This window comes from Pseudomonas sp. PF05 (assembly GCF_056521845.1).
The window spans coordinates 146449-171999 of the sequence record NZ_JBWLPW010000001.1 but is presented as its reverse complement, the minus strand read 5'-3'; the positions used below and the strand labels follow the sequence as shown (position 1 = coordinate 171999).

General features: G+C 51.0%; 23 protein-coding genes. All 23 read right to left on the bottom strand.

Translation table 11 applies throughout. From position 1 onward, the window contains the following. Positions 1 to 60: 60 nt before the first annotated feature. Positions 61 to 1197 carry a dTDP-4-amino-4,6-dideoxygalactose transaminase gene (rffA, locus tag AC09SL_RS00765; protein WP_058543252.1) on the bottom strand — a complete coding sequence of 379 codons (1137 nt, stop codon included), beginning with the start codon at positions 1195 to 1197 and terminating at the stop codon, positions 61 to 63. Between the two features lie 197 nt (positions 1198 to 1394). Next, entirely contained in the window at positions 1395 to 3179 is a 1785-nt protein-coding gene (locus AC09SL_RS00760) for a hypothetical protein (protein WP_231139237.1), read from the bottom strand. Between the two features lie 290 nt (positions 3180 to 3469). Further along, entirely contained in the window at positions 3470 to 5479 is a 2010-nt protein-coding gene (locus tag AC09SL_RS00755; protein WP_058543250.1) for a polysaccharide biosynthesis protein, read from the bottom strand. 79 nt (positions 5480 to 5558) lie between these two features. Beyond that, positions 5559 to 6575 carry an MraY family glycosyltransferase gene (locus AC09SL_RS00750; RefSeq protein ID WP_058543249.1) on the bottom strand — a complete coding sequence of 339 codons (1017 nt, stop codon included), beginning with the start codon at positions 6573 to 6575 and terminating at the stop codon, positions 5559 to 5561. Further along, positions 6572 to 7537, bottom strand: a complete 966-nt coding sequence (locus tag AC09SL_RS00745; protein ID WP_058543248.1) for a UDP-glucose 4-epimerase family protein — start codon at positions 7535 to 7537, stop codon at positions 6572 to 6574. Before AC09SL_RS00745 ends, AC09SL_RS00750 begins: the two co-directional genes overlap by 4 nt. Beyond that, a complete protein-coding gene (locus AC09SL_RS00740; RefSeq protein WP_058543247.1) occupies positions 7537 to 8790 on the bottom strand; it encodes a glycosyltransferase family 4 protein in 1254 nt (417 codons plus the stop codon). Before AC09SL_RS00740 ends, AC09SL_RS00745 begins: the two co-directional genes overlap by 1 nt. Positions 8791 to 8804: 14 nt before the next feature. Continuing rightward, a complete protein-coding gene (gene wecB / locus AC09SL_RS00735) occupies positions 8805 to 9947 on the bottom strand; it encodes a non-hydrolyzing UDP-N-acetylglucosamine 2-epimerase (RefSeq protein WP_058543246.1) in 1143 nt (380 codons plus the stop codon). 10 nt (positions 9948 to 9957) lie between these two features. After that, on the bottom strand, positions 9958 to 11076 hold the full coding sequence (gene wbjC, locus AC09SL_RS00730) for a UDP-2-acetamido-2,6-beta-L-arabino-hexul-4-ose reductase (RefSeq protein WP_058543245.1): 1119 nt from the start codon (positions 11074 to 11076) through the stop codon (positions 9958 to 9960). A gap of 5 nt (positions 11077 to 11081) precedes the next feature. Next, complete coding sequence (locus AC09SL_RS00725; protein ID WP_058543244.1) at positions 11082 to 12116, bottom strand: polysaccharide biosynthesis protein; 1035 nt, start codon at positions 12114 to 12116, stop codon at positions 11082 to 11084. A 31-nt stretch (positions 12117 to 12147) separates the two neighbouring features. Beyond that, positions 12148 to 12930, bottom strand: coding sequence for an AglZ/HisF2 family acetamidino modification protein (locus AC09SL_RS00720; RefSeq protein WP_058543243.1), 783 nt, complete (start codon positions 12928 to 12930; stop codon positions 12148 to 12150). A 1-nt stretch (position 12931) separates the two neighbouring features. Continuing rightward, positions 12932 to 13546 carry an imidazole glycerol phosphate synthase subunit HisH gene (gene hisH / locus AC09SL_RS00715; protein ID WP_058543242.1) on the bottom strand — a complete coding sequence of 205 codons (615 nt, stop codon included), beginning with the start codon at positions 13544 to 13546 and terminating at the stop codon, positions 12932 to 12934. Further along, positions 13543 to 14691: an N-acetyl sugar amidotransferase gene (locus AC09SL_RS00710; protein WP_058543241.1), complete on the bottom strand. Its 1149-nt coding sequence runs from the start codon at positions 14689 to 14691 to the stop codon at positions 13543 to 13545. The genes hisH and AC09SL_RS00710 overlap by 4 nt, the downstream gene beginning before the upstream one ends. A 6-nt stretch (positions 14692 to 14697) precedes the next feature. Then, positions 14698 to 15588 carry a glycosyltransferase family 2 protein gene (locus tag AC09SL_RS00705; protein WP_058543240.1) on the bottom strand — a complete coding sequence of 297 codons (891 nt, stop codon included), beginning with the start codon at positions 15586 to 15588 and terminating at the stop codon, positions 14698 to 14700. Further along, positions 15585 to 16826: a hypothetical protein gene (locus AC09SL_RS00700; protein ID WP_058543239.1), complete on the bottom strand. Its 1242-nt coding sequence runs from the start codon at positions 16824 to 16826 to the stop codon at positions 15585 to 15587. The genes AC09SL_RS00705 and AC09SL_RS00700 overlap by 4 nt, the downstream gene beginning before the upstream one ends. 8 nt (positions 16827 to 16834) lie before the next feature. Continuing rightward, the gene (locus tag AC09SL_RS00695; protein WP_058543238.1) at positions 16835 to 18202 is read right to left on the bottom strand and encodes an oligosaccharide flippase family protein; all 1368 of its coding nucleotides are present in this window, start codon (positions 18200 to 18202) and stop codon (positions 16835 to 16837) included. A gap of 45 nt (positions 18203 to 18247) precedes the next feature. Next, a complete protein-coding gene (locus AC09SL_RS00690) occupies positions 18248 to 19342 on the bottom strand; it encodes a DegT/DnrJ/EryC1/StrS family aminotransferase (RefSeq protein WP_058543237.1) in 1095 nt (364 codons plus the stop codon). Further along, positions 19335 to 19928 (bottom strand): UDP-2-acetamido-3-amino-2,3-dideoxy-D-glucuronate N-acetyltransferase, encoded by a 594-nt coding sequence (gene wbpD / locus AC09SL_RS00685; protein ID WP_058543236.1) that lies wholly within the window; start codon positions 19926 to 19928, stop codon positions 19335 to 19337. Before wbpD ends, AC09SL_RS00690 begins: the two co-directional genes overlap by 8 nt. A 108-nt stretch (positions 19929 to 20036) precedes the next feature. Continuing rightward, entirely contained in the window at positions 20037 to 20981 is a 945-nt protein-coding gene (gene wbpB, locus AC09SL_RS00680) for a UDP-N-acetyl-2-amino-2-deoxy-D-glucuronate oxidase (protein WP_058543235.1), read from the bottom strand. A 45-nt stretch (positions 20982 to 21026) separates the two neighbouring features. Then, the gene (gene wbpA, locus AC09SL_RS00675; protein ID WP_058543234.1) at positions 21027 to 22340 is read right to left on the bottom strand and encodes a UDP-N-acetyl-D-glucosamine 6-dehydrogenase; all 1314 of its coding nucleotides are present in this window, start codon (positions 22338 to 22340) and stop codon (positions 21027 to 21029) included. 948 nt (positions 22341 to 23288) lie between these two features. After that, on the bottom strand, positions 23289 to 24338 hold the full coding sequence (locus tag AC09SL_RS00670) for an LPS O-antigen chain length determinant protein WzzB (RefSeq protein ID WP_058543232.1): 1050 nt from the start codon (positions 24336 to 24338) through the stop codon (positions 23289 to 23291). A 188-nt stretch (positions 24339 to 24526) separates the two neighbouring features. Then, positions 24527 to 24751: a lipopolysaccharide assembly protein LapA domain-containing protein gene (locus AC09SL_RS00665; protein WP_058543231.1), complete on the bottom strand. Its 225-nt coding sequence runs from the start codon at positions 24749 to 24751 to the stop codon at positions 24527 to 24529. A gap of 26 nt (positions 24752 to 24777) precedes the next feature. Beyond that, positions 24778 to 25074 (bottom strand): integration host factor subunit beta, encoded by a 297-nt coding sequence (gene ihfB, locus AC09SL_RS00660; protein WP_047226313.1) that lies wholly within the window; start codon positions 25072 to 25074, stop codon positions 24778 to 24780. Between the two features lie 136 nt (positions 25075 to 25210). Further along, positions 25211 to 25489 carry a hypothetical protein gene (locus tag AC09SL_RS00655; RefSeq protein WP_058543230.1) on the bottom strand — a complete coding sequence of 93 codons (279 nt, stop codon included), beginning with the start codon at positions 25487 to 25489 and terminating at the stop codon, positions 25211 to 25213. Between the last annotated feature and the right edge of the window lie 62 nt (positions 25490 to 25551).

Here is a 25551-nt window from a genome sequence, read left to right as displayed (position 1 = left end):
CCGCTGGCTGCAAAGCCGGCGGCACTCTATTTCTCTTCCTCCCCGACGTGGATCAGGTTATCAACTGATAGCCCCGGTCAGGACCTTGACAATACGCTGTTGCTGCTCAGCGCTCAGACCAATCCACAGCGGCAAACGTACCAGTCGTTCAGATTGCCTGTCCGTAACTTCCAGCGCTCCGTGTGCCCGACCGTATCGTTTCCCGCCAGGTGACGAGTGAAGGGGGACGTAATGGAACACCGAGGAAATGTCATGCTTTTTGAACTCAGCGAGCACATTTTGCCGATCGATCCCTGGCGCAAGCAGAACATAGTACATATGCGCATTGTGCTGGCATTCTTCCGGCACGATGGGGCGGCGTAACAAACCATCGGCTTCAAGTGACTCAAGAAGTTCGTGATAGCGTTGCCAAATTTCCAAGCGTTCATGGGTGATGCGTTCGGCCTCTTCTAACTGTGCCCACAAGAAAGCCGCAATCAACTCACCTGGCAAGAATGAAGAGCCCACCTCCTGCCAAGTGTATTTGTCCACTTCTCCCCGGAAAAACCGGCTGCGGTCGGTGCCTTTCTCACGGATGATTTCGGCCCGAAGCGCCAATGAAGACTCGTTAACCAATAACGCGCCACCCTCGCCAGAAATAACATTCTTGGTCTCATGGAAGCTGTAGGCACCCAGATCACCAATGCTGCCCAACGCTCGTCCTTTATAGGTAGCCATCACACCCTGCGCGGCATCCTCCACAACCCTCAGGTTATGCCGTTTCGCGATATCCATGATGGTATCCATTTCGCAGGCCACACCCGCGTAGTGGACCGGGACAATAGCTCGGGTACGTTCAGTGATCGCTGCCTCGATCAGCCTCTCATTGAGGTTCAAGGTGTCTTCCCGAATATCGATGAACACCGGAACACCGCCACGGAGTACAAAAGCATTGGCCGTCGACACAAAGGTGTACGAAGGCATGATGACCTCGTCACCCGGCTCAATGTTCAACAGCAGTGCTGCCATCTCCAGAGCAGCCGTACATGAGTGCGTCAGCAACGCCGTGTCACAGCCACTTCTGCTTTCCAACCATTTGTGACAACGCTTGGTGAAAGGACCGTCGCCAGCAAGCATGTTACCGGACTTGGCTTCGGCAATGTATTGCAACTCTTTACCCGTCATGAATGGCCGGTTGAACTGGATTTTCTGACTCATTGATTTCCCTCTTGCAACCTATGCCATTCGTCTGTGACACAGCGAAGATACTCGCCGCATTCACATCTTGATCAGGCTTCAAAGCGAGCCGTGCCGAGGAACTCTCCGGCCAGGGCATCAGGGCATTGAAAAGCGTCTGTATCTACTTAACCGGTTGTCAAAGGCACCAGGAGCTGGAATGAGAGCTGGCGCCCTTCTCATTGTCCACTCTTTTGGCGTAGCGCTTGGCAGGTATTTAACGTTTCGTTCGACGCCAACGGCTTGTAAAGCACCTGCATGCGGCTGGCAGCGAAATTGCCTGCACCTTCCGCAGTCTGCCAGGTGCCTACCTGCTCGTATCCTTCAGGAAAGGTAATGCCCAAACTGGACAACAGCTCGATTGAAATACTGCGCGGGCCGTTGGGCTCCAGCAGCAACCAGGCCGCCGCTATTTTTTCACAGGACGTACGGCTCAATGCTGCTTTGGCGAGTTCCAGACTGCCGGGATAACCGCCGATAGTCCAAGCCTGGCCGATGTTCTGAGCACCTATTGCGTAAAGTATGCCAGGGGATTGGCCGGATAGATCGATCACCGGGGTAGACGGCTCAAAACCAGCAGCTCGTGCCTTTTTGGTGGCACTGTCGATATACCGAGCGTACCCCTGCGAGAGAATCAAGGTCGATCCTTGGGGACCTATTTCCAAAGGAGACGCGTGGAGCCTGAGGGGTTGAGGTTGACGATAGGGCTGCTCTAGCGCTGTCTGCAAAAGAGTAGCGGTGACTGCCTGAGCTGCAAGCACCAGTGGCAGCGCGAATAGCCAGCTGGCACGTTCGCGAGCCATCGGCCCTAAAAGGATGATTCCGACAAGCAACCAAAAAATACCGGCCGAGGCGCCGCCGGTCCAATAATTTTTATTTGTCCCAAAAGCGTAAATATGGGGCATTACCAGAAATAGAAGCGCAATCGCCCAATGTGATCCGGTAACGCCTCCCAACGTCTTGAAACGGCCTACTGCCAGGCCGATCAGGATTCCGGCAAACACCACACCAAAAATCAGCAGACCCTGAAAATTACCGAGATCTGCAACACTGGAAACTTGAGTTGTCGTCAATAGCGCGACCAACGCAAAGAATGCAAATGATATGGTTAAACAGAGAAACATGCCGATCTTCTTTTCGCTCCATGCTCCCAATGTAGCAAGAAAGGAAGCGGCGAAAACAATACCGATAGCAAGCTTGGCTCTTTCACTCAGGAGGAAGTCGTCGATATGCAGGATCTGGATCAGCGTGTGGCCACCGCCAAGGTATCGACCGAACTCAATGCCCAGTTCGACGCGTTCTACAAACTGCGATAATGAACCGTCTATCAGCAGCGCACTTGCCAACAGCGGCACCACAGCACTCACAGCGACGAGCAACAATAATCGTATTGAAACCTTGCGCGACAGCAGAAGGTAGATAAAAACAGCAATAGCCAGCGCGAGTGCGGTGCTTGGCTTGGCCATGAACGCCAACCAGCCTCCAACGCCGATCACTATCCCACCAAAAGCACTTTTACGGGTTAAGTTTTTTTCGGCAAGAAGCAGACCGATGCTGGTGATCAACAACGCCTGCAGCGCCAGACTGTTATAGCTTGGCGTGGGTAACCAGATATCGAAGAAAATAAGGACGCTGCCAGCCAATCCAGCTGCTGCCGTATGCAGGACAATACGTTTTTCCCTGGACTCTGGCGCAAGCGAAGAAAGGAGGACGTAAGCCAGGCCCCAAGCCAAGCCGAACGTCATTAATATATTTGCCTGTCGAAGGGCAGCAATATCGCCGTCGAGCAACCTATAGAGCGGATGGTAAATAAAACCAAATTGCGTAAGCGAAACATCATAAATAAATGGATTCGAAATCCACACAAGATAAAAACTTTCGTCAGTAAATTCGATACCGTAGGTGCTGTATTTGAGAAGCCAACCCAGAACCAAGAGTGTTCCCATCACAGAGAGTGTCATCATCGCTCTGCACGAAACTACAATAGCGGGACTTATAAACTTTTCACCTTGGACCACTTGATGCTGCTCGCTTATCATTTCGAAAAGACTGGAAGGGTACTCGTTGGCATCGATAAAGTCACCAAGCTAGACGAAAGGTAAGGTGATGTTATTTGACCGCCCAGAAAGATGTCTCAGCCCCTGCGAATTGCAGGGAATGGACGCTGGCTCAGTGAGACTGGGTGAAAGTCACTCCGCGCAGCTCACTACAGCAAGCTTTCGACGCTCACATTATCGACCACCGAAGTGCTCCCTTAACGATCCTTGTGTTTTGGAATCAATCTCCGCTGCTGGAATATCCAATCGACGATCTCTCCTTCGGGCGTGTAACCGCTTACGGTTTCGCGTAGCAGCATGCGGACCCGTGAATATTCATCCTTGGTAACGGCGAGCATCAACTCGTCCAGTTTAACCTTGAGTTGCTCCCACGGCAGATGGTCTTCATTGGCGCTCATGATCATGGGGTGCTGGGTCGCGACCACGTTGTCACCGATCAACAGTTCCTCATAGAGCTTCTCGCCTGGCCGCAACCCCGTGAACTCAATTGCAATATCCCCGTGCACATTCTTCTCGGAACACACATTCAAGCCAGACAGGTGGACCATTTTCTCAGCCAACTCGGCGATTTTCACCGGCTCTCCCATATCCAGCACAAACACATCGCCGCCTCGCCCCATCGAACCTGCCTGGATCACCAACTGGGCAGCTTCCGGGATTGTCATGAAATAACGGGTGATATTGGGATGCGTGACGGTGATGGGGCCGCCGGATTTGATCTGCTGCCGGAAACGCGGAATAACCGAGCCGGATGACCCCAGCACATTACCGAAGCGCACCATGACGAAACGGGTCTTATTGACCCGGGCAACATTACCGCTGTCTGCGAAAAGCACCGGCGCCAGCTCGTGACTCAATGCTTGCAAGACCATTTCTGCCAGGCGCTTGGTGCTGCCCATGACATTGGTCGGACGTACGGCCTTGTCCGTGGAAATGAGCACAAAGTTCTCGACTTGAGCCTTCAACGCCGCTTGTGCGGTGTTCAACGTACCGATGACGTTGTTGAGCATGCCTTCGGCGATATTGTGCTCCACGAGGGGCACATGCTTATAGGCTGCTGCGTGATACACCGTCTCGACGCTCCAGGACTTCATGACGTCGAACAATTTGGTCGCGTTACGTACCGAACCCAGGATCGGCAATAGGTTCACCGGAATCGATTGTCGGACGATGGTCTCTTCCAGTTCGCTCAAGATGCTGTAGAGGTTGAATTCGCTGTGTTCGAACAACAACAAAGTGGATGGCTGCAGGGCGAGAATCTGACGACAGAGTTCAGAACCAATCGACCCACCCGCTCCCGTAACCAGGACAACCTTTCCCCGAATACAACGCGACAGAAGCTCGGGTTGTGCAGGCACCGCATCTCGACCCAACAAGTCGGCAATATCTACTTCCTGGATGTCGTCGACTTTCACACGGCCGCTGGCCAGATCCATGAAACCCGGCACACTGCGTACGTGCAGTGGATAGCCTTCCAGATACTCGAGGATTTCACGACGTCGCGCACGACTCGCCGAAGGAACGGCCAACAGCACTTCTTGAGCGCCAGTGAGTTCAATCAGCCTCTGGATGTGCTTGGGCTTGAATACCTGCAGACCAGAAATCATTCGATTGGCGATACTGGCATCGTCATCGATGAAAGCCACCGGTTGCATATCTCGACCAATGCGCAAGGCTGCTACCAGTTGATTACCGGCGGCACCGGCTCCGTAGATCGCCACTTTGGTAAGGCTGGCGTTACGGTTGACGAAAGGTGCATGACGGGAGGGAATGAACCAATCGCCCATGAAGTACTGGCGCATGAGCAATCTCAAACCGCCAATCATCACCAGGCTGAGCCACCAGTAATTGAAGATGACTGAACGTGGAACAGGTGCCATGTAAGAGGCCCCCCAATACACCACAAGCGCCAATACCAACGCGCTCAAGCTGACCGCCTTGATGATCGCGATCAACGCATCGTTACCCAAGTAGCGCATGACAGCCCGGTACATACCAAAACGAACGAACAATGGGATAGCGATCAAAGAGGCGCTGGCAAGAAGCCATGGATGGTGGGTAATCGGATTGACCATCTCGTCATAGCCAAGGCGCACCACGAACGCCAACCACAAAGCCCCCCAGACCAGCACCACGTCGGCCGTGACCTGAAGCAGTCGTTTCTGCCGACGCGGCAGGCCCAGCAATGCAACGCGAAGTCTATCCATGAATGTTTCCAGCCCCTTGTTGTTCCTACTCATTCTCGTTATGTCCGGCTTGACCCATTTCACATCTTTACCCCGGTGCTCAGGCATCCTCCAGCTGACCGGCTTTGAACTTGAAAGCCAATAACGCCAAGGGCACGTAGGCCAACACAACGCCTGTCAACCCATCCAGCTTCAGAACCACGACGCACCACGCCAGGGGAAACAACCACAGCACGTTGATCGCAGCCACTGCCAAGGTGACCGGACGATGGCGCCCATAACGGCGCGAGGCAAACTGATAGGCATGACTACGATGAGCCTCGTAGACTTTTTCTCCCCGCAAGAACCGCCGAGTCAGGGTGACCGTCGCGTCGACGATAAACACCCCCAGCAGGATCAGCCATGCCCAGAACAGGGCCGGAGAGACCCAGGCGGCTTGCAAGGACATGATCCCAAGCGCGATACCCAGGAAACCACTGCCCGCGTCTCCCATGAAAATTTTCGCAGGTGGGAAATTCCAAAACAGAAAGCCCAGCACCGCGGCGGCCAAGATCAACGGAGGCCAGATCAGGTCGGTGAAACCCGACAGTACATAGAGAGCACTCGCGCCCAGGCAGGCCGACACCGCTTCTATGCTGGCGATACCATCAATACCGTCCATGAAGTTGTACAGGTTGAGAATCCAGACAAGATAAAAGGCAGCCAGGGCATGTCCTATCCAGGATAGATCGACACTGACACCAAACAGGTTCAGCGGCGCCAGGCCTTCAAGCCATGCCAACGCCCATATAGCGGCGCTGAAATGCCCGAGCAATCGCCACCGCGCCGCAATGTGTCCATGGTCATCCATGAAACCCACGATGGCGACCAGCCCACCTGCCCCACCCAATGCGATCAGGTAGTAAGGCGGCACCAGACCCAGTTGCCCCAGCAAGGGCAATGTCAGCAGGAATGCCACGACTATGGCGACGCCTCCGCCCCGGGGCGTCGGGATACTGTGGGAGCTGCGTGCATTCGGAATATCGATGATGCTACGCGCCAAGGCATAGCGGCGCAGCCCCGCGGTCATGAGCAGTGAGGCCAGCGTGACAGAGGCAAACAACCAGAAGTACATCATTTAGCTTGATTCTTCCTGAAATACCGTGCGGTTTCGGCCAATGCATCATCGACACTCACGGGTGGGTTCCAATTCAAAAGTGTACGTGTCTTCTCAATATTGACCTGCAGCGAACCACATAGGCGCTGGGACAGCGCTTTTCTGCCCAGCATGCTGGCGCCGCGATCGAGCATCCAGCTAGGGACCGGAATCAACCGGGCAGGTTTACCCAGCGCACGAGCCATCCGGCTGAGCAATGTCGTGGTAGACAGATCTTCTCCATCACTGACCAGGAAGGTCTGGTTCGCCGCCGCGGGGTGATCGATACAGGTCACGATGAGGTCGACCAGGTTATCGATGCTCACCAGGCTACGCCGGTTATCGATGGCACCGAATGGCAAAGGCACACCTTTGTCCAACCAACGCATCATGCTCAAGAAATTAGCCTTCACGCCAGGCCCGTACACCAGGACAGGCCGGATGATGACCACTTCCATTCCTGTCGCCTGCGCAACCTCCCGCAGACCTTGCTCAGCCTCCTGCTTGGACACGCCATACGGGTCCACTGGCGCAGGAATATCGTCGGCTGCGTAAGGTTGGCCGGGCGACGTACCTTCCCCGTTCACTTTGATGGAACTGATAAAAATAAAACGACGGACACCGGCTTCAGCCGCCTGCCTTGCAAAATTGAGCGTCCCTTCCACGTTGACCTGCCGAAAGGCGGCCAGCGGATCAGCCTCCGTATCATTCATCACGTGCACGCGAGCAGCGCAATGAATGACTGTATCTATATTGGCCAGGTGCGCGTGCCATTGGGTTTGCGCGGAAAATGACTCAATCCGCACAGTGCTGATGGGGCCTGACAAATGCCGGTCACCACGAACCACTGCGATCACGGATCGTCCTGCGTCTGCTTGCAACCGTGTAAGTACCGCACCACCTACAAACCCGCTCGCCCCGGTCACAAGAATCCTTTTCTGCATCAGCGGTTCACCTTCCGTAGCGTGGCTTTTCTGAAGATATCTTCCAAACGCGCTAGCAAGCGTTGCTTGGAGTAGTGCTGGAGGTAATAGTCACGACCGCTCTCCCCCATGACTTTGCGTTGGGATGGCGCAAAACCCGCCAGGGTCTGAGTGATGCGTGCCAAGCCACCTGCATCACCGGATGCACACGTAAACCCTGCACCGGACTCGTTGATTACGCGCGCGGCTTCGCCATTGATCATGCCGAGCAAAGGCCTGCCCGAGGCAAGGTAGGCCTGGACTTTGCCAGGAATGGTTTTTTCAAACACATCATTGGTCTTCAGTGAAACCAACAGTGCATCGGCATTGGCAAACAAGGCCGGCATGGCCTCCAACGGATGCCTGCCCAGAAGCAGGACATTGTCCAAACCTCGCGCACTTACCTGCTGGCTCAGCCACTGGCTCATCCGGCCATCCCCCACGATGGCCCAACGCACGGCGACTTTCCCACGCAATTGCTCGGCAGCATCCAGCACGGCAGGGAAATCTTGGGCCTCGCCCAGATTTCCAGCAAATACCACGGTAAATACCGACTCATCGCGTGCAAGTATCGAGTTCGAGTGCTCCGAAGTCGCAGAGAAATCGTCTTCAGCCCAGCTTGGGAAGTAGACCAAGCGTTGTGGGTCTATGGGCCGGGTGCAGTAGCCTTTGACGTTTTCGAGAAAACCATTTGATTGCAGCAAAAGGTAGTCGGCGCGGTTATAGATCCAAGACACCATTCGACCGACCATGGACAGTAGCGCCGGTTTTTTCAGTACGCCAACCGCTCTCAGTGTTTCCGGCCATAAATCCAGAACCCAAATGAACACGGGGGCTTTCTTCAATCGACCGATCACCAGGGCAGGAATAGCCGCCATGATGGGGGAGACTGCGTAGACGAATACGGCATCGAAAGTGCGACCCCGCAGCGCGTAGACACCAACGGTCGAAGCGCTGGAAAAAAAACTGAGGTAGTTGAGGATCAACTGGATACTGCGTTTGCCGCGCGGGATCATGGGCACCCGCACAATGCGGGCGCCATGGTATTCGGTGAACTGTTCAGGTGCTGACTTGTAGGCCTCGAACACCTTTCCTTCCGGATAATTAGGCACTCCAGTGAGCACCGTGACCGAATGTCCTTTTTCGGTGAAATCACGCACCAGATCGTTGATGCGCATGTTCTCTGGCCAGAAGTACTGCGTAACCACCAAAATATTCAGCTTGCTCTCAGGCATATTCACGACTCGACTCAATACCGCTTCCAAACGACACGGTTTACGTAGTCGGTATAGCTGTGCACGATTCTGGCTACTTTTTCGGAAACGTTAGGCATGCTGTAGTCCGCCACCAGACGAAGGCTGCGCTCGCTACCCGAGAGTTGTGTCTGGAGAATATTCAATCCTTGCAGGACTCGCTCGACTTCCAGCCCCACCATCATCACTGCTGCCTCTTCCATCCCCTCTGGCCGCTCATGAGCTTCGCGCAGGTTCAAGGCTGGGAAGTTGAGAATCGACGACTCTTCATTGATGGTGCCACTGTCAGACAAGACCGCACGCGACTCGAGTTGCAGCTTGTTGTAGTCCATGAATCCCAAGGGCTTGAGCAGTCGGACATTTTCATGAAACACAATGCCCATGGCATCGACACGCTTTTGAGTGCGTGGATGGGTAGAGACAATCACCGGCTGGCCAAACGTACTGGCCACGGTATTGAGCACCTCGACCAACTTGAGAAAGTTCTTATCCGAGTCGACGTTCTCTTCGCGGTGCGCGCTGACCACAAAGAACTTGCCCGCCTCCAAACCAAGTCGCTCCAGGACGTTCGACGCCTCGATACTGTTTCGATAATGATTGAGCACTTCAAACATAGGACTGCCAGTCTTGATGACACGATCGGCAGGCAACCCCTCGCCGAGCAAATAATCTCGGGCGATGGTGCTATAGGTCAGGTTGATGTCTGCCGTGTGATCAACGATGCGCCGATTGATCTCTTCGGGGACACGCATATCAAAGCAACGGTTTCCGGCTTCCATATGGAACGTGGGGATCTTGCGACGCTTGGCGGGAATAACTGCCATGCAACTGTTCGTATCACCCAGCACCAGCAACGCTTCAGGTTCAATAATAGCCAGTACCCGGTCCACCGCGATGATCACATTGCCGATGGTTTCCGCGCCAGTGCTCCCGGCAGCATTCAAGAAGTGGTCAGGCTTTCGAATGCCCAAGTCCTGGAAGAAAATCTCGTTCAACTCGTAGTCGTAATTCTGACCGGTATGCACCAGCACGTGTTCGCAATACTTATCCAGTGCGGCCATGACCCGGGACAAACGGATAATTTCAGGACGCGTGCCCACCACGGTGACGATTTTTAGTTTTTTTAGTGCAGTATTCATTGCTAATCCTTCAGGCCTGAGTGCCAACAGCCATGGTGTAGGTGTCTGGCCGCTCACGATCAAAAATTTCGTTGGCCCAGAGCATTACGATCATTTCGGTTTCGCCAGTGTTGGTGATGTCATGGCTCCAACCCGGGACGGTTTCAACGATCTGTGGCGTTTCGCCGTCAGTGTAAAGCTCGTAGAACTCACCGCTGACAATATGCCGAAAACGGAAGCAGGCATGACCTTTGATAACCAGGAACTTCTCGGTCTTGCTGTGATGGTAATGCCCTCCCCGCGTAATGCCAGGATGAGCAGTGAAGTAAGAGAACTGACCGGCATCCGGGGTCTTGAGCATCTCAACGAATACGCCTCGCACATCACCGTGCTTGGGCAACTCATAGGTGAAATCGTCTGGCGTGAAATAGCTCAGGTAAGTCGAATACAAAGCACGGACCAACCCAGTCCCCACCCGCTCGGTCACCATCGTCTCTCGGCTGCGCTTGAACGCCTGCAACTGATCGGCCAATGCCCCAACCGTCGTGGCATAAACCGGTTGTACATCCAGATAAGGGCCTTCCGGGGCGCTGCCATCCATCACATCGATGAAGCTTCTGATTACATCGTCGATATAGACCAACTGCAGCGGTGCCGCGGGATTATTGACCGTAATTGGCAAGCCACGGACGATGTTATGGCAGAATGTCGCCACCGCCGAATTGTAGTCTGGCCTCGCCCACTTTCCGAAAACGTTGGGCAAACGATAAAGATAAACCGGTGAACCTTGCTGTTTCGACAGGTCAAGCAAGGCGTGTTCAGCATCGCGCTTGCTCGTCCCATAAGGATTATCGACTTCAGCCTGTATGGATGAGGTGTAAATCACGGGTATCGACCGGCCGGTGGCCTTGATGGCAGCACACAACGTTGCAGTGAGGCCACTGTTACCTTCGCTGAACTCCTCGATACGCTGGGGTCGATTGACGCCCGCCAGATGAAACACAAAGTCCACATCATCAAGCATCGACAACAGATCGGATGGAGCCTCCTGGCGGCCGAATCGAACCACCTGAACGTCCTGGCGCTCTTGCAGGTGAGCCACAAGGTTTTTGCCGACAAAACCGCCAGCCCCGGTAATAAGAACCTTCATGGGCATCACTCCTCTGGAGTGGCGGGCTCGCCACGCTGTATGGCTCGCATGAAATCCAGCTTCAACAACAGCTTTTGCATGCCTTCGACATCCAAGCGCTCGGTGTTATGCGAGTTGTAATCCTCGGTTCGCGAAATTTTCTCCTCGCCTAACTCGACGAACTTGCTGTAGTTCAAGTCGCGCAGGTCTGGTGGTACGCGGAAATAGGCGCCCATGTCTTCAGCGCAGGCCATCTCTTCACGACTGAGCAGTGCCTCGTAAAGCTTTTCACCGTGACGCGTGCCAATGATTTGAATCGGGTGGTCAGGTTGACCGAGCATCGATGTCAACGCTTGAGCGAGGGTTTCGACAGTGGCAGCCGGGGCTTTCTGAACGAAGAGATCACCGTTGTTGCCATGCTCGAAGGCGTAGAGCACTAGATCCACCGCATCGGCCAGGGTCATCATGAAACGGGTCATGTTGGGATCGGTGATCGAAAGCGACTTCCCTGCACGAATCTGCTCAATGAACAGAGGGATGACGGACCCTCGGGAGGCCATGACGTTGCCATATCGTGTACCGCAAATAACCGTCTTGCTCTCGTCGACATTACGCGACTTGGCCACCATGACTTTTTCCATCATGGCCTTGGAGATACCCATGGCATTAATGGGGTAGACAGCCTTGTCAGTACTCAGGCAGACCACGCGCTGGACACCATTCTGAATGGCCGCCTCAAGCACGTTGTCGGTGCCGATGACGTTGGTTTTCACTGCCTCCATGGGGTGGAATTCGCAGGACGGTACCTGCTTGAGGGCCGCAGCATGGAAGATATAGTCAACACCACGGGTAGCATTCAGCACGCTTTGGTAGTCCCGTACATCGCCGATGTAAAACTTCAGCTTGACGTTACTGTAACGCTTGCGCATGTCATCCTGTTTTTTCTCATCACGACTGAAAATGCGGATCTCAGCAATGTTGGTATCAAGGAAACGTTTGAGCACCGCGTTGCCGAAGGAACCAGTACCACCAGTAATAAGAAGTTTTTTGCCGTTGAACATATGATCTGACCCTTGCCACGAACCTGGCGAATTACCTGGCTCGTAGAACTGAATAAATGATGTCGTCTTTCTGCTGAGCGCTTGGATAGCTGATCAGCACCGCCCGGTACGCGCCCTTGAACACAAAGAAGCTGCCCGCCGCTACGCCCACCACGCCACAAGCTGCCACGACGCTACGCATATCTTCAAGCGAGCCGCCACCGCCTAGGATAGTGATGGGGATACGCACGGCTTCACGAAGCTTGATTGCAAGCTCCACATCGTAGCCTTTCATTTTGCCGTCGTTTTCGATGGAATTGAGCACAATTTCGCCGGCACCGAGTTTTTCAAACTCTTGAGCGGCCTCAATGACGTTGCGCTTGGTATTGCGCGTGCCGTTGTGCGTCCAGACTTCCTGCTGCTTGCTCAACAAGCGCGCTTTATGATCCAGGACCAACACAACACTCTGCCTGCCAATTTCTTCAGCGATCTGACTGATCAATTGCGGATTGTCAAATGCCGCCGAGCTGATGGCAACCTTCTCGACACCCAGCGCAATAATATTCTTGGCCTGCTGAGCTGTACGAATGCCCCCGCCATAGCACAGCGGCATCCTGCACTCCGCCGCCAATTTGGCAATCTGGGCATAATTAGGTTCCACAGCATTTGCGGTGGCATCGATATCGATCACGATCAATTCGTCGGCTTCTTTCTCATTGAAAATTTTTACCGCATTGATCGGGTCCCCGACGTATTTGGGGTCCTTGAACTTCACTGTCTTCACCAACCCGCCATCTTGAATCAGCAAGCAGGGAATGATCCTGGGTCTCAACATGTCATAGTTCCGCGAAGTTTTTCAGTAATCCGACGCCGAAGTGATGGCTCTTTTCAGGGTGAAACTGGACGCCATACACATTTTGAGCGCGCACCGCGCAACTGAACTCCGAGCCATAGGAGGACGTCGCTTCGCTATATCCAGCGTCTTCACAATCAAAGAAGAACGAATGGAGAAAATAGAAGCGCGCGTCAGTCTCAAACCCCTTGAACAACGCAGAACCTGAGGAAGGACTGACATCGTTCCACCCCATGTGCGGCAGAGGCAGCTCGGCCAGGTCAGAAATCGACTTGAAAGACCGAACACGACCAGGCACCCAGCCAAGGCCAGGCAAGGCCCCTTCGTCACTGCTGTTCGCCAGGATCTGCATGCCTACGCAAACGCCCAAGACCGGAACCTTGTGACGCAGAATCAACTCTTCAAGCGTGGATCGCATGCCTGAGGCATCAAGCCGCCCGACCGCATGATCGAATGCGCCTACCCCGGGGAGAATCAACTTCGTTGCACCGTCTAGCTGCGCAGCCGTCTGAGCGACTGCGACCGGGATGTGCAAACGTCGATAAACGTTCACGAAAGCCTGGATATTACCCAGACCGTAGTCAATGATGGTAATCATCTGAACAGTCGTCTTTCCAATCCGATTGCGCTGAGGATACGAGCACCTATTCCAATCAAGAAGCGTTTGTTTTTGTAGTCATGGAAGGTCTTGTTTTCGCCGTCGAAAATGCGCTGAAGCTCGGGAACAGTCAAGTCCAACTTATGCGCAACGTATTCAAATTCCGAAGCAAGAAAGTTCTCATCCAGTTCGGGTTTGGCGATGCGCGCTAAAGCGGCATCCCGGGTCATTTGCCCGGTCATGATAAGGCTGGAGAAATGAGCGCGACGTTTCTCATAGCCAAATTTGCGCGGCATCCAGTAGTCTTCGTAAAAACGAGTGAATCTGGATTCATGATGCTTATGCTGAAAACGCTTCCAACCAAACAAGCGCTCAAGCGTTTCCTCAGCTTCGCTCTTTACGTAAGGCACCAAATTTAGAGGACGTACGACCTGCATACCCAAGACATAACGATAATAGATCTTATAGGACAATATATCCACGAGAGGGAACGTCTTAAGTTCACGCAAACCAAATTTAGCATGAATATCATTTATAAGAGTCTTGTCGATCCCCGGATAAGCCCCCCACTCCTCCGGCTCACGACAGCACTCGGTAGAATAATTAGCCCCGGTCAGCACATATTTTATTTTATTTGCTTTGGCAAACTTATAAAGCCCTGAAAAAAAGGCAGTATCCTGGGGAATATCCTGATCCGGAACCTGAGCTTTCAGAAAAGCCACCTGCAAGCTTTTCATTTCCTCCCAGTTAATGACATCAGTATATAATTCTAAGCCCAGTCCATCCACGAGCTTTTCAATATTTCCAACCGCCTGATCAGTATTCCAACCAGCATCAACATGAAAGAGCAACGGACGCAGCCCCATTTTTTCTTTAGCGATATAAGCTAAATAGGAGCTATCCAGGCCGCCACTCAAACCGATAATGCAATCAAAATCACGACCTTCGCCGTCCTTCTTGATTTTTTCCGATACTTTCATCAGTTCGGCCTCCCCAACCGAACCTGTACTCCAACTCGGCTTGATACGACCATGGAAATTATTACAATACTCGCAGATGCCATGCTCATCAAAAGAGATGCTAGGATCAGAACTATCCATGATGCACGTATTGCAAATCTTGTAGCTGCCCCAGCTATGTTCCATATTTTCTCACCAACCAGAGAGAAGTCCATATAATCGTTTGCGTAGGCCATAGAAAAAACTGTTAGACGTAGAAAGCGCCCTCAGTCGATTCACAAAGCCAGTTTTAGTGGTCATGATTCCGAGGATATCACCTTTAACCCGACATTCTTCACAGAGAACTTTTTGGTACAGTTTTTCTTTGGCCTGAGGCGAGAGCTTATCCCCGTGCATATCATAGAACAGACGAATAGCAGACATGCGAGGCGTTAGTTTATTATTATAAGAAACATAATCCCCAAGCATATTTATGCTATTACCACTGTGCACACGCCACCGGCACCCTACAATATCCGAATGAACAATTTTCCAATCGAAAAATGTAACCGCAAGCTCCATCCAGGTGTCTTCATTAGGTAAGTTTTCAGGCACGGGAAATATTCGAGAAATTACTGGCCTGCTCATCATGTATGAAACACCCGTCAACCCACCTTTACCAGAACGCTTGGGGATCAAATGGCCGTCAAACTTCTTATTTTCCGACATCGTGATCAGCTTACAAAGCCCAACTACAGACTCCTCAGCCGCATAACCTTTGACCTTATCAAAACGTGCAGCCAAACTCCCAGCCGGCATAATATCATCACCAGCATAAACGCACACAAACCGGCCTTCCGCGTTTGCAACGCCGTAGTTAAAAGCCGAGCATTTACCTGCCTTAGGATTTTTAAGTAATCGAAGCTGCGGAAATTCCAACTGAAGCTCCGTCAATATCTTCCAAGTATTATCGCTCGAACCATCATCAACGACAATGACTTCGAAATCCAAACCTTGCTGCTCCAACACGCTTGTCACTGCAGACTTTACGTGAAGCGCTTCATTTTTTACCGCAATTACAACACTTACATTTGGAATACTCATAACCCCCCCATCGAATTATTAGTGCTTATCTTGCCAGGTGACTTAACCCTTAAAAACAAACAAGCCGCAAACATCAAAATATAGCCGTTACTCAGCAACGTCCCAATAAGACCGCTTGTAAACATACCCAGAAAAAAAATCAACCACAAGGATTTGAAAGCATGATCTTCTGACTTTCTGAACCATCGGAACACCTGACCAACAAAAAATGAATACAACAAGACCCCAAACCAACCAAGGTTAGCATAGCCTTCCGTGAAATAAACAGCGTTTGAATTCGCCGTTGCATTCCATCCCCACTCATATTCGAATACTAGCTTCTCGAGAAAAACCCTGTCCAAGGAAAACAATGAAGCAAAGAAATTACTGGTTGCACCGAACAAAGGTTCATTATTGAACTGCTGCTCGAGAACGACCAGTGTATCCGAAGCTGTAAACATCGGCACCGAAACAGCCCGCCAGATCAAATGATCCAAGGCGCCATCCGGAAGGTACTTAGCACTGTAGAACTCAGGGCTGAAGATTCCCCCTCCAACCCCTGCGGCCTGGCTGGACTCACCGCCGCCCATCGCCAGTAGCGTAACTACGTACAAAATCAAAGCTCCTCCGGAGACAAAAAATAGCGCCACCGGAAGGCTTATTTTTTTTCGCTGAGAAGCAATATATAACAAAGGTAGAAGAGCATTTAGGAAAAGCGCTTTTTGCAAGAAGCTTAACGAATAACCAAAGAACACTAAGAGGCACAAGTACCGCAAGCGGTGCTTATCCAAAAACATCCGTGCCAGACTGTACGGCAGAAATGCACTCATGAAAATTGTGCTTATATAAATAAGCGCAGCTTCCGCGCCTTCACGCCCCTTTAAAAAGGCCCCTCGCTGGGCGCTCAGCTCTTCACTGCTTGCACCCGATATTGCCGAAACGAGAGGAATTGCGGGAGCCGTGTACAAAGTCACAAAAAGAAAAGATAGAAACACAACCCAAACGAAAGCATGTACTGTGCTAGCACTTACTATCAGCCGTGTTGCTCGCGCCCTGAAACGAAAATCCAACAATGGCAGATAGTACCCAACGAACATACCAACCACCGAAACAAAAGTCATCAACGACAACTTTAAAAAATACTCACTCGGCAAAAAAATATAATTAACAAAGAATGGCATCCACATATACACTAGCGACAGTGCAAAGGTGGCTAGATATAATGCAAATCTGGTGCTTGTTAATGTGTAAAAAAACATTAAAACCTCTACCAGGCAAACCAGTGGCTTGCCATCACTATGTATTGAGCAAGATAAACAACAACAGCAATCAACAACACATAGGGATTGCGCTTAAACACTTCCAGCAAGCTGATGCCTGCCACCTTCAGAACAACTAGCAAGTAAACAAAATAGAAAACAAAGCCTGTAAACGAATACACCTCAGTCAAATAACCAGGCGCAGTGACAGCCACAGCAGACACGACACCCACTCGCAATACAAGGCCAAACAACTGGAGTGCTAACGCTGTCGGTTGATTATTGGTGGTATGAAGAACCATGGAAATCGGCGAAACCAGAATTTGCATCACGATCCAAGGGATCATATACACAACAATCTCGCCCGTACGACCCCAATCTTCACCAAATACGATAGAAAAAGCATAAGGAGCGAGCGCACCTCCAATGACTAGAGGTAGTACTGCAACCCTGACAATTCCTGAAAGAATATTCGAAGTAAACTCAGCAAGCTTTCCAGTTCGCATTTTTTCTGGAGCGTTGGAAATATAAACTTGGGACACTGCGCTACCAATCAGACTTATCGGTGCCTGCATGATCTGCATAGCCAGCAGTAGAAACCCTGCTTCTGGACCTATCGCCAAGCCAGCAATTATGATGACGGGAACTTGTATCGATGCATTATTAAACAAAGCTTCTGAAGTTGAATATTTCGGAAAGCGACTATATTTTAAAAATAGCGCCCTCATTGTTTTCAGACGAAGACCCGTTAACACCGCCTTATCTTCGCGAACGCATCTGACCAACAACCCAACCGCCCCGGCGCCATTATTTATTGTTTGACCAAGAATCAAACCCAGTGGACCTGCGAACAAACCACCGTAAAGCAACTGTATCGCACTTGCTGACAACGCCTGTTGGATCTTAGTTTTAGCAATCTGGGAAAACCGTTTTCTACGCCCCATCCAGAATTGCAGAGCACTGTAAGCGCCCGATAAAAAAACCCCGATGGGAAGCACCCAAAAACAAGCAGCCAATTTCGGTAGCCCAAGCCATGCGGCAAAAAAATCAGAACCCAACAACAACCCAAATCCAACTAATAGCGCTGTAAGAAAAGAGAATCCAAGCCCAAGTGCCAATAGATGCGCAGCCTCTCCATCCTCTTCTGGCAAAGATATCGCCAGTTCAAACCGAAGTGTCGCCACTACGGAAAAAATACTCAACAACCCTAGATAGACCGAAAGCGTATTGAAATCTTGAGGAGAATATAATCGTGTCAGGACCGGCAATAAAAGCACCATCAAAAGTTGAGCCGCAGCAGTTCCACCCGCCAATACAGTTACGGACCTTAAAAAATCATTACCCCGATATCTATTCAAAAAATTATTGAGCGACATACGCACTCTCAAAAGGACAAATACGCCGGTCACTCAAAAGACCGCTCATTTAGAGATAGCACCTATAATCGCACCAACAATTCTTTGAATGTCCTCTTTTTCAAGATATGGATGCATGGGCAAGCTTAACACTTGTTCTGCGACTTCATCACCGACCGCAAGCACCACCGCAGCATCCGCGACGGCAGGTTGCTTATTCAGCGGGATGGGATAATGAACCACGGTTGGAATACCTTCAGCTTTGAGCCTCTCTTGAAGCTCCGAACGATCAGATACTTTGACTGTATACTGTGCAAAGACACTAGTAGAATGCTCGGAAATATAAGGCGTGGACAGTAGGGCCGCCTCGTTCAAAAGTGAAGAATACTGCTGTGCGATATCCTGCCTACGCTGAATTTCTTCTTCGAATATATCCAGCTTCTGCAATAAAACCGCAGCCTGAAGCGTGTCAAGACGACTGTTCATACCAATGCGAATATGGTGATATCTTCGATCTTGCCCATGACGCGAAATCTGACGTAAAGCTATAGCTAGCTCATCATCATTGGTAAACAGCGCTCCACCATCGCCATAACAGCCCAAGGGCTTACTGGGAAAAAAGCTCGTACAGGCAATAGTACTCAAGTTACACGAACGCCTGCCTTTGTAGGTTGCCCCGAAGCTTTGCGCTGCGTCTTCAATGACTGGAATATCATATTTGGAAGCAATTGCATTGATCGCGTCGAAGTCAGCGCATTGCCCATATAAAGAAACAGGTATAATCGCCCTGGTCCGAGACGTAATCTTAGCCTCGAGCAAAGCAGGGTCCATATTATAGGTCTTCGCGTCAACATCGACATAGACCACCTTAGCACCTAATACAGCAGCGGCCTCAGCGGTAGCGATGTAGCTGAAGCCTGGGGTGATCACCTCATCGCCCGCCTGGATACCCAGCGCCATCAAGGCAATTTGCAGAGCATCTGTGCCATTTGCGCAAGTGATGCAATGTTTAGCTCCGACAAACGAAGCCAGCCTTCCCTCAAGCTCAGTAACTTCAGGACCTAAAATGTACTGACCGTGGGTTAATACACGCTGAATGGCAGCATCAAGTTGATCCTTGATGCGAAGCTGCTGTTTTTTCAAATCTATAAATTCAATCATTTTGTCCAGCTTCCGTTTTGCTGAGAACGTTGCCATCCAATTTATAAACAGCTCCACTGTGCTGGCACACCACAGAAAGATCCCCTTCCAGTGGCAACTCCAACTGCTCACCGAACTCACTCATCCAGCCAATTTGTCGAGCAGGTACACCTACCATCAATGCAAAGGCAGGAACGTCACGATTGATCACCGCCCCAGCACCTATAAATGCGAACTGACCAATCGTTACCCCGCAAACGATAGTGCAGTTGGCACCCAACGTAGCCCCCTTACGGACTACTGTATTGCGGTATTGGTCTTTACGCTCAATCAACGAACGGGGGTTATACACATTGGTAAAGACCATACTTGGCCCGCAAAACACTCCATCTTCCAAGGTAACATTGTCATAAACAGAAACATTATTTTGTATTTTGCAGTAATCGCCAATAACAACTTTGTTACCCACAAAAACATTCTGACCTAATGAAACACCCTTTCCGATCCGGGCACCGGCACAGACATGCACAAAGTGCCATACACGCGAATTTTCACCAATAATCGCGCCTTCGTCGACGATGGCACTGCTGTGAACGGAATAATTCACTCTTCGCTCCTGCAAATACGTTAGCCCGGTCCTCGGAAGGACAGGGCCACACTGAAGTGATCAGAGGACTGCACCAAGCACGTGCTGTCCGGACACGAAGCTTAGTACTTACAGACTACGCAGGAAAGGGTGCCCTTCATCATTTTGCGCAGAGGTAGCAGTACTGGAGCGGATAGTATTCACTGTCTCTACGCAATGACGCGCATCCTCGATTCCATAGCCACGACCTGCAAGAATCTCTGTGTAGCTGATGGTATGGAGGTCGGTGAAGCCTTCTGAAAACTCCATCTCCTCCCCATCGACGGTGATTGATCGGTAGGTGCTTTTTTTTCCTTTTACTGCTTCTGGAAGGTCATTCGCATCAATCGAAAGGAACCAGCGTACGCGAGCTTGTTCATACTCCAAGTAACCTGCCGCCTTATGCGCAGAAGTAAAATGCACGACATTCCGCTGCAGTTTTCCAAAAATGAAATGCAACATATCGTAGAAATGCACGCCAATATTGGTCGCCAAGCCAAAGGACTTACGTGCGTCCCCCTTCCAGCTTTCCATGTACCAGTTCCCACGGGACGTGATGTAGGTAAGCTCGACGTCGTATTTGGTAGAGCGCTGTTGAGCAGCAACTTTTGCCTTGAGATCAAGAATAGCTTGGTGATGGCGCAACTGGAGAATGTTATAGACTCGTTGACCGGTTTCTTTCTCTACGAGCGCCAGCTCATCAAGAATCTGTGGTGTAGGCACCAACGGTTTTTCGCAAATAACATCGCAGCCTAGACGCAGCCCAGCAGCAATATGAGCATGATGCAGATAATTTGGCGAACAAACGGAAACGTAATCAAGAGCAGTGCGAGAGTCGCGCTTGAGCTGATGCGCATGCTCATAAAACCGCTCAAACTGAGTAAAAAATTCACTACTTGGAGAAATGCTATCAATAATACCAACAGAATCATTGATATCGTAAGCAGATACCAAATTATTACCTGTATCTTTGATAGCACGCATATGGCGGGGCGCGATATAACCAGCAGCACCGATCAGAGCAAAGTTTTTCATTTAACCTCTGTAATAACTAAAGACACGAAGATAAAAATTCAAACATCAAGCCTTAATAATATGAGGCGCTGGCTCTCGATATTTACCACGGCTATCAATGATCAGTCTGGCATGCTGTTTAATAAGCGAATAGTCAAATTTGTCGTGATCGGTCGCCAGGATGACAGCATCGAAGGAAGCGATGTTACTCTCAGTTAACGGCTCGCTGCTAAGTTCGAAGTGGTGCTCGCGCATCTTCGGAAATAACGGTACATGTGGATCGCTGTAACACACCAAGCCGCCCTTCGCCTCTATCAATTCCATTATTTCAACCGACGGAGACTCACGCATGTCATCCACATTCTTTTTATAGGCAATACCCAGCACCAGAACCTTGCTACCCTTAAGTGCCTTACCGGCGTTATTGAGACCGTCCATAAGTTTATTTAGTACATATTCGGGCATGGCTTGGTTTACTTCACCGGACAGCTCAATAAACCGGGTATGCAGACCATACTCACGGGCTTTCCAAGTGAGGTAAAAAGGGTCAATAGGAATACAGTGACCGCCCAAGCCAGGCCCCGGGTAGTAAGCTGTAAAACCAAAGGGTTTAGTCGCTGCGGCGTCTACCACTTCAAAAATATCAATGCCCATGCGGTCGGCGACGATTTTCATCTCATTCACCAAGCCAATGTTCACTGCCCGATGAATATTTTCCAGCAGTTTAGTCATCTCGGCAGCTTTGGCGGAACTCACCGGTACCACACGATCAATTGCCTGCTCATACAATGCGATGCCAACCTCAAGACATGCTGGGGTATCACCACCGATGATTTTTGGAATGGTCCGGGTTTCGAAATTAGGATTACCCGGATCCTCACGCTCAGGTGAATAAACCAGGAAAATATCCTCTCCCACCTTTAAACCGCCTTCCTGCACACGAGGCAAAAGCTCCTCCTCAGTCGTGCCAGGGTAGGTTGTGCTTTCGAGAGAAACGATCTGTCCCTTACGCAAATAGGGCTTGATGGCGTCAGTTGTATTGATGACGAAGCTCATGTCCGGCTCACGATATTTATTGAGTGGCGTCGGAACGCACAAAATCAGAGCATCGCACTCCGAGACCCTAGTAAAATCAGTGGTCGCTTCGAAACCATTCGATCTGGCGGCGGCAATTCTCTCACCAGGTATATGCTCGATATAACTCATACCCTGGTTGAGGCGATCTACTTTAAAGCTGTCGATATCAATGCCTAACACCCTGAAGCCAATCGCGTTATAGCGCAGCATCAACGGCAAACCGACATAGCCAAGACCCACGATACCAATGACCGCTTCCTTAGTTTTAAATCTTGCTACGCTCGATTGTTTAACGCCTGACATTACTGAATCCCTTAATCACGAAGCCTATAAGTTACAGATCAGTGACACATACCCTCTTTGAATCGTCATCATGGGATGAACCGCTCGCCACTGATCTATCAAAATGAAAACCAGAAAAACACGCTACCACCCCAGGATTTGGCCTCCATTTCCTGAGGAGGCAAACACCACTCCTGCCCCCCTTCGACTTGGATAAGGCCGAGAGAGCGGTGGTTGTCCTGCTGCTGTCGATGAAGGAAACCAATGAAAACACCTCGCTGGCGCCCCATCATCGTCATAAAAATACCTCCTGGCGCTTTAAGGGCCGACTCATCGCTACGTCAGCTCGTCGCCTACCGGTAGCAGAGAGCGCCAAAGGCTAGGTTGAGCGCCATGGACTGCCAGTTCGCATATTCGGGAAACGGACGGACACTTCCGCACAAATTTCGATGCGCTCACGCAGAAGATCAGGCGCATGCAAGCATAACCCTGCCAAACCAGATGCTCTTCGGCAAGCTTGTCCTGACAGGGTTTGCGCTACACCGCATACCAAATTTTAGCTAGGATGGTAGGGACTATATCTGCAGACGTCCAGCTGTTCATGCTTTCTCGGACAGCGCTGATCGCATCCCTCTAGAAGCGTGATATTTCAAATGATTCATATCCCCGAGCTATAACGGAAACTTTTCCTACTTTGAAATGATAGCTTTTTGATGCCTACGTACAAATTTTGAGTGGACTCGCCTACCAATCCATCAAAGAATCGAGAGAAAGCTGTCACAGCTTTTGAGGGCTGGGCTTGGGCTCCGTCAGCAAACCATTTTCGGCCCCGCCGCCCAGCTGACGCTGCATTTTTCAACTCACTCCGTCGAGAGCAAATGTGAGGGGGGGCGGGCCGGAGCACACACATTCACCTCCTCATCCCAGACGAGTCACTTGCTTATCTAAGAGTACTGCTCCCAGAGCATTCTAGCGCTGACGCTGCTCATTTCGACTGATAAGAAACCTAATCAAAGCCAAGAAACCACCCAGCATCAATCCACCGACAATTCCCAGCACCAAGATCAGCACTTTCCTGGGTTTGATGGGGCTTTCTGGTATCTCGACAGAACCATCCTGACGATAAACGGAGATAGTTTCAGGATCGACATTCAACTTACGATAAAAACCATATCTCATCTGAAGCGAGCGCAAATCGCCGATGAACGCATCATCCGAAGACCTGGACTCCAGAGCTTCAACTTCGGCCGCGAGCGCCTTGCTGCCGCGTTGATAATCTAATTTGTTGCCCGTATCCACAGTGATATCAACTGCAGCCGTTGAATTCACGACAGGGGTCGTGAGGCCGATAGCCTTTGCGATGTGCAGCGCTTCACGCAGCTGTTGGATCCGATCCTCGCGCACCCGCTGCGCAGTTTCCCGCAAGCTGACAATTCGTTGTTCCAAGTTACGTGCCCTTACGGAAGCCTCGGTCGTAACGTTCTTAATCAACTCTGACTCGGCAGCCACACTCGCACGCTGAACGTAAGCCCTCGCCCACTCCGTAGCCTGTGCAGGGTCGTTGCTTTGCACAGTCACCGAGAAACGATCCGGCGTACCTCTGCCAGGCCCCTTTATCATTAACTCACGAGAGAATCGTTCATACAAACGATCGAGAGGCGCCTCGCGCTGGGATTTATCAAGGGACGGAAGATAGGTTGTATTGAAGAAGGTTTGTCGAAGGGACTCGCTTTGGAGGTTTCGAGCAAAGACGTCGTAGACGTCCTTGATCGAATAAGGATCAAGTTCCGTGCTTTTCCCACGACCATAATTTAGCTCAGCAATACCGTTCTGAGTGGGAGGAATGATAAAAAGCTTGGCCTCATAGACAGGCTTGCTAAGGAACGCATAGGCGGTTGCACTTATGGCGACCAAAAGAGTGACCATTAGAATCAACCACTTTTGGACGAAAATTCCGCGCCCAAGCTCCATCAGGTCGATTTCATCGCTCGCCTGTAAATCAACATGATTATTTTGCATGTACGGCCTCGCTTCCTTTTTTTGGTGTTACGCCCCAGGTCAAACTGGAAGCTTTAAAAGGCAAGACTGACGAGGCCTCGGCGGATACAACCCTAAACTGAGTTAGATTAAATACGAACAAAACGCACCCAAAGTCAGAAAAATTGTAGACAGTGATCCTTACCAAGACTACTGGGCTCACCCATCCATTATTTCAATCGTCGACGCGCCCCCATGAACCATGCGAGTAACGGCCCCAGCATCATACCAGCGAGAAGCGCCAGAATCACGAAAACCGAAACGGGAAGCTGCGGAGCTGACCAGCCCAGAAACAGCAGTGCCACTGGCTGGTTGTTTTCAAGCACGAACAGGACGATAGCTGAGGCCACGAGCACCGCAAGTACGACAAATGCCAAACGCTTAAAGTTCCACATGAGCACCTCCTTTTTGGGCTACCCCGTCAAAGGTCATCCCCCTCCTCCTCATTCACACGATCCCTAAGCTCTTTGCCTGGTTTGAAATGAGGAACGAACTTCCCATCAAGACTGACGGACTGACCCGTTTTGGGGTTGCGCCCAACCCGCGGAGCGCGGTAATGCAGGGAAAAGCTGCCGAAACCACGGATTTCGATACGATCTCCCGTAGCCAGGCACTGGGACATTTGTTCAAGCATGGTCTTGATGGCCAGCTCCACATCCTTGGATGAGAGTAGCCCTTGATGGGTGACAATTCGTTCGATCAACTCCGACTTCGTCATATTTTTCCCTTCTTTTTCAAGCAGCTAGGAAAATCGCTTGAAAAGGTTTTAGCATGACCGGAGGGATTTGAACAGCCCAAGTATTGACATTCTTCTTGACTCCCCTACTGCCTCTTTCCGCGCAAGCAGGGAGATACTATCGACAAATGACCAGCATCGTGCGAGTCAGATAGCCAGCCGGATTGAAGCCAAAGGGGTACCAATCTTCGTCCTTCGCGTCGTCGGATCGGGTAATCACCTTGTAACCCGCCCCCTTGCACTCTCTTGCCGCTCTCTTATGGCACTTCTCCCAGCCGGAACCCAACCCCGAGCAGTCGACCTCGATACCACTGACACCACGCACTGCGTGGGTCTTGGCGCTTGTGGTGCAGCCGGCTAATACGAGCAGGGTCAGTATCAGGAAGAGCTTGTTCATTCGCATCCTTTGATTGAGGACTTTGCGGCGCTTGGGCTTCAAGTATGGGGCAGGAATTGGAC